The organism is Variovorax sp. P4_B10 (genome assembly GCF_056402375.1).
Genome location: NZ_JBFUHN010000081.1, coordinates 20,869 through 28,878, shown reverse-complemented (window position 1 = coordinate 28,878; position 8,010 = coordinate 20,869). Strand labels below are relative to the sequence as shown.

Sequence of the window (8,010 nt, the reverse complement as noted above, 5' to 3'; positions counted from 1 at the left end):
GTTGTCCCCTCTCCCTCTGGGAGAGGGCTAGGGTGAGGGCACTGTGCCGTCGATAAGGCGCGGCGCTTGAGTGAAGGCCGATGCCCTCACCCCAACCCTCTCCCAGAGGGAGAGGGGGCAAGGGAAGGGGCAGGCGCTACACAGCGCTGCTGTCCGGCGACTCGCTCAGGACTTGATGAACGCCAGCAGGTCGGCGTTGAACTTGTCCTTGTGCGTGTCGGTCAGGCCGTGCGGTGCGCCGGGGTAGACGATGAGCTTGTTGTTCTTCACCAGCTTGGCCGAGGCCAGGCCCGCGGCGCCGATCGGCACGATCTGGTCGTCGTCGCCGTGGACGATCAGCGTCGGCACGTCGAACTTCTTCAGGTCTTCGGTGAAGTCGGTTTCCGAGAAGGCCTTGATCGAGTCATACGTGTTCTTGTGGCCGCCCATCATGCCCTGCGCCCACCACGAGTCGATCAGTCCCTGCGAGACCTTGGCGCCCGGCCGGTTGAAGCCGAAGAAGGGACCCGAGGGCACGTCCTTGTAGAACTGCGAGCGGTTGGCGAGCTGCGCTGCGCGCAGGCCGTCGAACACCTCGATCGGCAGGCCACCGGGGTTGGCGGTCGTCTTCAGCATCTGCGGCGGCACGGCCGAGATCAGTGCAGCCTTGGCCACGCGCTGGGTGCCGTGGCGGCCGATGTAGCGCGCCACTTCGCCGCCGCCGGTCGAGAATCCGACCAGCACGACGTTCTTCAGGTCCAGCGTCTCGATGACGGTGGCGAGATCGTCTGCATAGGTGTCCATGTCGTTGCCGTTCCAGGGCTGGCTCGAGCGGCCATGGCCGCGGCGGTCGTGCGCCACGGTGCGATAGCCCTGCGATGCCAGGAACAGCATCTGCGATTCCCAGCTGTCGGAGTTGAGCGGCCAGCCGTGGCTGAACACGACGGGCTGGCCGGAACCCCAGTCCTTGAAGTAAAGCTGGGTGCCGTCCTTGGTGACGATGGTGTTGCTCATGGTTTGCTTTCCTTTTGAAGAAGCGTGGATCGCGCCGTGGTTCGGCGCAGCGGTGGAAGCGGCGGATGCCACCTTGGAGAAGCCGGTTGCCCCGAGGGATCCGGCTGCGACGGATGCGCTTCCGAGCAGCAGGCTGCGGCGGGTCGGGGTGGCTGTCAAGTTCTTGCTGTTGGCGGACATGGTGCGTTCCTTTGTTGACGTGGGTGAGGCGGAGTAAAACTATCGCTTGTATTAATATCGCATACGATATAAATGGCTTGAAAAAACAGGAAGACGGATGCAGCGATGCATCACGCGTTCCTGTCGAGGTTCGAACGCAGCGCCAGCAACTGGGCCCGCAGGACGCCGATTTCCTTGGGCGCCAGTTCCATCGCCTGCGCGACGCATGACGGAAGGGCCTTGGCCTTGCCGCGAAGCGCCCGGCCTTCGGCGGTGAGGGACACGATGACCTGGCGCTCGTCCGATGCCGACCGTACGCGCTGGATCAGGCCCCGTGCCTCGAGCCGCTTCAGCAGCGGGGTGAGGGTGGTGGTTTCGAGCGCCAGCCGCGTGCAGATCTCGGAGATGTTGATGCCGTCTTTCTCCCACAGCACGAGCATGACGAGGTACTGCAGATAGGTCAGGTCCAGGTCGTGCAGGAGGCCGCGGTAGACCTTGTTGAGGCTCAGCATCGTCGAATAGAGCGCGAAGCAGAGCTGCTCGTCCAGCGCCAGCGAGTCGCCCTGCGGGGCGTTGACGGGCTTGGCGGGAAGGCGCTTGGAAGGCATGGGCCGGATATTAGATCGCATGCGATCTAATGGCAAGCGATATTTTTAGTCTCCCCAATGTGGGGCATTCATCCCCGAATCGGGGGGCGGCTGGCACCTTGCGCACCACATTTGTTTTCGGCAGAGGTACATGAGTCTTGTATACCATGGCACGATTCATGCGGCTCAATGTCAGTAGGGCTCTTGGCAACTGGCCGTGCGCTTGAGAACAAATCACAACCACTCCTCACCATTCAAGCATCATGAAATTCCGCAAACTGCAAATTGTCCTGGCCCTGGCGCTCGGCAGTCTCATGGCAACCGGCGCAGTGCATGCGCAAAGTGCGTTGGACACCATTCTGAAGAACAAGAAGATCGTGATCGCGGTTCCTCCCGACTTTCCGCCCTATGGATCCATGGGCCGGGACTTCAAGATGCAGGGACTGGACATAGACATGGCCACCTACATCGCGACCAAGCTTGGCGTGGAGGTCGACCTGATACCCGTGACCAGCGCCAATCGCATTCCGTACTTGCAGAAGAAAAAAGCTGCATTGGTCATTGCCACCTTGGGCAAGAATCCGGACCGCGAGAAACAAATCGACTTTACCGCCGCGTATTCGCCTTTCTATCAAGCCATCTTTGGTGCAAAAAACCTGAACATCAAGAGCTTCACCGACTTGTCGGGGAAGTCGATCGCCGTCACACGCGGTTCGGTCGAGGATCAGGAGCTCAACAAGGTTGCGCCAGCGGGTGCCGACATCAGGCGCTTCGACGACAACACCAGAACCGTCGCCGCCTTCGTTTCCGGACAGGTGCAATTGATCGCCACGGGAGCGTCCGTCGCGAACAACATCATGACCAGCAATCCGGCGCTTGGCACTGCCTACAAGCTGCTGTTGAAAGAGAGTCCGAACTACATCGGAGTGGCCAAGGGCGAAGACTCGCTGCGGCTGATGGTGAACGGCATCATTGACGAGGCGAAGAAGAAGGGCGAGCTGGACAAGTTGTCGATGAAGTGGCTGGAGCGCCCAGCAGGGGAGTTGCCGCAGTAGATGTGCCCGGGTTACCCCGAATGACCGTCAGGAGTGCCCGTCCACCCGCATCTGGAACAGGAAGTAGGGCGGAATGCAGGCGCCGCGCCCTTCGGGCTGGCCCTCGGCCTGCGCGCAGATGAAGTCGTCGCGGCAGGGCTGCTGCGCCGAGCAGCTGCGCAGGTTGCCGGGCCGCGTGTGCTTGCCCAGGCATTCGCCGAAAGGCTTGTTCGCGGCCAGGCACTGGTTGAAGTCGCTGAGGATGGCAATGCCGCCGCAGGTGCCGTTCTTGTCGAGCGGATCGCACGGGCCCGAGCACATGCCGCCGGGAAAGCCGACCGAGGTTTTCTCGCACACTGAGAGCACGCCTTCGCAGGCGACGCGCGGCAGTTTTTCGGCGCGGTCCAGCCATGGGTTGGCCGACTGCGTGATACGGGTGGGCTCGCAGCTCGCACCGACCGTGGCTTTCTCCGGCGCGGCGTCCGTGCCGCCGTCCGGTTCGGCCAGCGGCCGGAACGGATCGGGCCGCGGCGTGGACAGCGCGGCGTGCACGTAGCGGCCGCGCCGCGCCAGTTCGTCCTGCAGGTGCGGCGAGTGCGCCAGCGCCAGCGCATTGCCCGCCGTGAAGGTGCGCGATGCGCCGCGGCGGTCGACGCCGAGCAGGTGAAAGCCCGCGACCGCGCGGCTCTGGTGGCAGCCCATGCAGCTGAGGTCGTCGAGGCGGCGCAGCACCGCCTGCGGCGACTGCAGCGTGCGGCTGCCGGGCACCGCCTGCCATTCGCCGGTCGGGAAGATCTGCGCGAACGGCCGGTTCGCCAGCCGCGCAAGACCGCGCGGCGCCACCGAGATGGCCTCGGTGGCCAGGAACTTCTCGGGCAGTTGCAGGGTGGCCTCGTCCAGCGCGCGCAGGTTGGCGGGCTGCTGCAGCCACTGCTGCAGTTCCTTGCGCAGCGGGGTGCTGGCCTTGAGCCGCGCGACATCGGGGGTGTTCTCGAGCGGGGCCACGTCGAAGCGCCGCGTGCCGGCATTCCAGCGGAAGGCGCGCAGCATGTACTCGGCATGGCCGCCGAGATCGGGCCGCACGGCCGAGGGCCAGCGCACGCTCTGCAGGTTGGTGGTGATCTGCGCGATGCGTGCGGGCACCAGGCGCTGCGGCGCCAGCGGACCGTCGGCCGACACCAGCCAGCGGCCGAGCGCCTCGTCCGGCATCGAGGGCTGCGGCGGCTGCCAGCGCCGTGCGGTGCTCGCGCAACTGCCGTCGGCGTCGGGCGCATCGCCGCGCAGTTCCACGTTGACGGTCATCGGCAGGCGCGACTGCATTGCGGCGGTGCGGTAGGCGAGCCGGTACACCAGCCGCGTCTCGCCGCAGGCGCCGCTCTGGAAGGGCCGGCGGTCCATGCGGTTGGCGACGCCCACCAACTCGAAGAAGGCATCGGGGCTCGCCAGCCAGCGCGCATCGAACAGCCGGTGCGGATAGCGCGAAATGCCGACGCCGGCCTGCCGGTCGCTGCGCTGGATGCGCGCGATGCTGTCGCCGAGCGGCGTGGCGATGGATTGCCACGCCGGCGAGCGCATCAGCGCCTGGTTGGTCGCGATGCCGCCGGCCGAGGTCGGTGCCTCGCCGATCCAGTGGGCGAAGCCGGCGCCGGATTTCTCGGCGGCCTGCAGGGCGGCCGGCGAGGTGACGAGCAGCACGGGGTCTGCCGCGCGCACAACGGGCGCGGCGAGGGCGAGTGCCAGCGCGAGGCTGGCGGGCAGGCTGTGTTTGAAGAGGCGCACGCGGACGATTGTGCCGCCGCGGTCACGCGAGAGCTTTCTCCTTAAGGGGCTCCGGGGCCGGCGGCGCGAGCGAGGCCAGCGGCCGCGGCGTCGCCGCGAGCAGGGCCTGCGTGTAGGCATGGCGCGGTGCGTCGAACACCGCGTCGCGCGCGCCTTGCTCCACGATGCGGCCGCGTTCCATCACGATCACGCGGTCGGCGATCTGCTCGACGGCCGCGAGGTCATGGCTGATGAAGAGGCAGGCGAAGCCGTGGTGCGCCTGCAGGCTCTGGAACAGGCGCAGCACCTGCGCCTGGATCGTCATGTCGAGCGCGGACACGGGCTCGTCGGCCACCACGAAGGCGGGGCGGCGCACCAGGGCGCGGGCAATCGCCACGCGCTGGCGCTGGCCGCCCGAGAGTTCGTGCGGGTAGCGGGCGCCGAGGCCGTCGAGGCCCACCTCGTCGAGCGTCTCCTCGACGCGGCGGGCGCCCGCCGGCGCATCGAGCGAGGGCAGGTGGCGCAAGGGCTCGGCCACGATGTCCTGCACCCGCATGCGCGGATCGAGCGATGAGAACGGGTCCTGGAACACCAGCTGGCAGGCCAGCCGGAAGCGGTGCAGCGCGGCGCGGCCGGCCGTGCGCACGTCTTCGCCGCGGAACAGGATCTGCCCGCCCTGCGAAGGCGCGAGCCGCAGGATCGCGCGGCCCAGCGTGGTCTTGCCGGAGCCGCTGCCGCCCACCAGCGCGACCATCTCGCCCGGGTGGATGTCGAGGTCGAGCGTGTCGATCACGCGTTGCGTCGGGTGGCGCTTGAAGAGGCCGGCGCGCGCACCGGGGTAGCTCACGCACAGGCCTCGCACCTGCACCAGCGGTTGTTGCGAGGCGGTCGTTTCCGCCCTGGCGGCCTGCCGGCGCGGCAGCGCATCGACCAGCCTGCGGGTGTAGGGCTGTTCCGGCGCGATGAGGATGCCGGGCACATCGCCGGTCTCCACCAGCCGGCCCTTCTCCAGCACGATGGCGCGCTGCGCATAGCGCCCCACGAGGCCGAGGTTGTGGGTGATCAGCAGCACGGCGGTGCCCTGGTCTTTCGCGAGGCCGACCATCAGGTCGAGCACTTCGCGCTGGCTCAGCGTGTCGAGCGCGGTGGTCGGTTCGTCGGCGATCAGCAGGCGCGGCGCGAGCAGCATCACGCTGGCCAGCATGATGCGCTGGCGCATGCCGCCCGAGAACTCGTGCGGGTAGGCGCCGATGCAGCGCTCGGGGTCGGCGATCTGCACGCGGCGCAGCATGTCGAGGCAGCGCGTGCGGATCTCGCCGGCCGACAGCTTCGTGTGCATGCGCAGGCCCTCGGCCATCTGCTCGCCGATGCGGTGCACCGGGTTGAGCGAGACCATCGGCTCCTGGAACACCATGCCGATGCCGGGGCCGCGTATCGGGCGCATCGCCTTCGCGTCGCGCGTGCTCAGGTCGTCGCCTTCGAACACGATGCGACCGCCGGTCTGCGCGATGCCGGGCGGCAGCAGCTGCAGGATGGCGCGCGCGGCCATGGTCTTGCCGCTGCCCGATTCGCCGACCACCGCGAGGAATTCGCCGGGGTGCACGTCGAAGGAGAGGTCGTGCACCAGCGTCTGGGCGTGGCCTTGCAGTTCGATCTTCAGTTGCCGGACCGAGAGAACGGGCCGTGGGGGCTGTGGAATGGGGTGTGGGGCGCTCATGACTTCTCCGTCCGTGGATCGAGCCGGTCGCGCAGCGATTCGCCCAGCAGGTTGATGCCCAGCAGCGTCAGTGCGATGCACAGGCCCGGCACCACGCACAGCCACACGGCCGATGCCATGTAGGGCCGCGCACTCGACAGCATGTTGCCCCAGGTGGGCGCGGGCGGCGGCACGCCGAGGCCGAGGAAGCTCAGGGCGCTTTCCGACAGCAGCACCCAGCCGAACATGCTGGTCGCCAGCACGGCAACGGGCGCGACGCAGTTGGGCAGGATGTGGCGCCACATCGTGTAGATCTCGCCGTTGCCGATCATGCGCGAGGCCTCGACGTACTCGCGCTCACGCAGCGACAGCACGGTGCCGCGCACCACCCGCACCACCGAGGGTGCATAGGCCATGCTCAGCGCCAGCACGATGCCCCACTTGTTGGCGCCGACGATCACCATCACGCCCAGCGCCAGCAGCAGGCCCGGAAAGGCCAGCAGCGTGTCGTTGAGCGCCATCAGCACGCGGTCGGTCCAGCCGCGCACGAAGCCCGCGACCACGCCGACCACGAGGCCGATGGCGGTGGCGAGCGTCACGGTCAGCAGCGCGACCAGGCAGCTGGTGGAGGCAGCGCGCATGGCGCGGCTCGCCACGTCGCGGCCGAACTCGTCGGTGCCGAGCCAGTGCGCCATCGAGGGCGGCTGCAGCTTGCTGCGCAGGTCGATGCCCAGCGGGTTGTAGGGCGTCCACAGGGCTGCCACCACCGCCAGGACCAGCAGCACTGCGATGAGCGTGCCGCCGATGAGGGTATGGGTCTTGAGTTTCTTCACTGCACCGAGACCCGCGGGTCGAAGAGGGGATAGCACATGTCCACGATCAGGTTGATGACGACGTAGATGCACGCCGTGAAGAGCAGGCAGCCCTGCAGCACCGGATAGTCGCGCGCGAAGATCGAATCGATCATCAGGCGGCCCAGGCCGGGCAGCGTGAACACGGTCTCGAGCACCGCGATGCCGCTCAGCAGGTGGCCGAGGATCAGCCCGATCATGGTGAGCGTGGGGTTGAAGGCGTTGGGCAGCACATGGCGCCGCAGCACCTGCGCCTCGGGCACGCCCTTGGCGCGCGCATGCGTCACGTATTCGAGCCGCAGGATCTCGATGGTGCTGGCGCGCGACATGCGCGTGAGCACGCCGGTCTCGACCAGCACCAGCGTGACGATCGGCAGGATCACGTAGAGCACGCCCTGCGGGAAGTTCTCCGACATGGGCACGTAGCCCACCACCGGCAGCCAGCCCAGGAACTGGCCGAAGAACATCAGCAGCAGCAGGCCGAGCCAGAAGCTCGGCACCGAAAGCATCAGCGTCGCGGCGCCGATGATGGCGAGGTCGGCGGGGCGGTCCTTGCGCCAGGCGGCGACGAGGCCGGCGGGCACGGCGATCAGCGCGGCGAGCGCCACCGCGGTCAGCACGATGACGGCGCTGACGTGGAAGCGTTCCCAGATCAGCGGCAGCACCGCCAGCCCGTTGGTGGTGGACACGCCGAGGTCGCCGGCCAGCGCGTGGCGCAGCCACACGAGGTACTGGGCAACCAGGGGCTGGTCGAGTCCCATCTGGCGGCGCATGAGATCGAGCTGCGCGGGGTCGGCGCCTTCGCCGAGCATGAGCTGGACCGGGTCGCCCGGAATCAGCCGCATGAGCGCGAAGACCGCGATCGACACCAGCAGCAGCGTCGGGATCGTCATCGCGATCCGGCGCAGGAGGTAGGCGGGCATGGCGGTGGT

8 protein-coding genes are annotated in these 8,010 nt (G+C 67.7%); 2 read left to right on the top strand and 6 right to left on the bottom strand.

The annotated features are described in order from the left end of the window. Positions 1-165 precede the first annotated feature (165 nt). Entirely contained in the window at positions 166-993 is an 828-nt protein-coding gene (locus AC1DXX_RS27670; RefSeq protein ID WP_478137416.1) for an alpha/beta fold hydrolase, read from the bottom strand. Between AC1DXX_RS27670 and AC1DXX_RS27665 the strand changes: the two genes are divergently transcribed. Continuing rightward, positions 980-1,210: a hypothetical protein gene (locus AC1DXX_RS27665; RefSeq protein WP_478137415.1), complete on the top strand. Its 231-nt coding sequence runs from the start codon at positions 980-982 to the stop codon at positions 1,208-1,210. The two genes, AC1DXX_RS27670 and AC1DXX_RS27665, sit on opposite strands and share 14 nt — an antisense overlap. A 73-nt stretch (positions 1,211-1,283) precedes the next feature. Here AC1DXX_RS27665 and AC1DXX_RS27660 read toward each other — a convergent pair whose 3' ends face one another. Next, positions 1,284-1,760: a MarR family winged helix-turn-helix transcriptional regulator gene (locus AC1DXX_RS27660; RefSeq protein WP_478137414.1), complete on the bottom strand. Its 477-nt coding sequence runs from the start codon at positions 1,758-1,760 to the stop codon at positions 1,284-1,286. 242 nt (positions 1,761-2,002) lie between these two features. Here AC1DXX_RS27660 and AC1DXX_RS27655 point away from each other — a divergent pair, with 242 nt between their 5' ends. Further along, positions 2,003-2,794 carry a transporter substrate-binding domain-containing protein gene (locus tag AC1DXX_RS27655; RefSeq protein WP_478137413.1) on the top strand — a complete coding sequence of 264 codons (792 nt, stop codon included), beginning with the start codon at positions 2,003-2,005 and terminating at the stop codon, positions 2,792-2,794. Between the two features lie 27 nt (positions 2,795-2,821). Here the strand turns inward: AC1DXX_RS27655 and AC1DXX_RS27650 are convergent, their stop codons facing one another. From AC1DXX_RS27650 to AC1DXX_RS27635, 4 genes are read right to left on the bottom strand one after another with little or no spacing between them, the layout of a single operon-like run. Beyond that, on the bottom strand, positions 2,822-4,552 hold the full coding sequence (locus AC1DXX_RS27650; RefSeq protein WP_478137412.1) for a hypothetical protein: 1,731 nt from the start codon (positions 4,550-4,552) through the stop codon (positions 2,822-2,824). Between the two features lie 22 nt (positions 4,553-4,574). Then, positions 4,575-6,248: a dipeptide ABC transporter ATP-binding protein gene (locus tag AC1DXX_RS27645; RefSeq protein ID WP_478137411.1), complete on the bottom strand. Its 1,674-nt coding sequence runs from the start codon at positions 6,246-6,248 to the stop codon at positions 4,575-4,577. Beyond that, on the bottom strand, positions 6,245-7,060 hold the full coding sequence (locus AC1DXX_RS27640; RefSeq protein WP_478137410.1) for an ABC transporter permease: 816 nt from the start codon (positions 7,058-7,060) through the stop codon (positions 6,245-6,247). The genes AC1DXX_RS27645 and AC1DXX_RS27640 overlap by 4 nt, the downstream gene beginning before the upstream one ends. Further along, a complete protein-coding gene (locus AC1DXX_RS27635; protein ID WP_478137409.1) occupies positions 7,057-8,001 on the bottom strand; it encodes an ABC transporter permease in 945 nt (314 codons plus the stop codon). Before AC1DXX_RS27635 ends, AC1DXX_RS27640 begins: the two co-directional genes overlap by 4 nt. Between the last annotated feature and the right edge of the window lie 9 nt (positions 8,002-8,010).

Bases quoted from the DNA above. Each gene is read 5' to 3' on its own strand.
- AC1DXX_RS27670 (WP_478137416.1), bottom strand. From the start codon at position 993: ATGAGCAACACCATCGTCACCAAGGACGGCACCCAGCTTTACTTCAAG.
- AC1DXX_RS27655 (WP_478137413.1), top strand. From the start codon at position 2,003: ATGAAATTCCGCAAACTGCAAATTGTCCTGGCCCTGGCGCTCGGCAGT.
- AC1DXX_RS27665 (WP_478137415.1), top strand. From the start codon at position 980: ATGGTGTTGCTCATGGTTTGCTTTCCTTTTGAAGAAGCGTGGATCGCG.
- AC1DXX_RS27635 (WP_478137409.1), bottom strand. From the start codon at position 8,001: ATGCCCGCCTACCTCCTGCGCCGGATCGCGATGACGATCCCGACGCTG.
- AC1DXX_RS27660 (WP_478137414.1), bottom strand. From the start codon at position 1,760: ATGCCTTCCAAGCGCCTTCCCGCCAAGCCCGTCAACGCCCCGCAGGGC.
- AC1DXX_RS27645 (WP_478137411.1), bottom strand. From the start codon at position 6,248: ATGAGCGCCCCACACCCCATTCCACAGCCCCCACGGCCCGTTCTCTCG.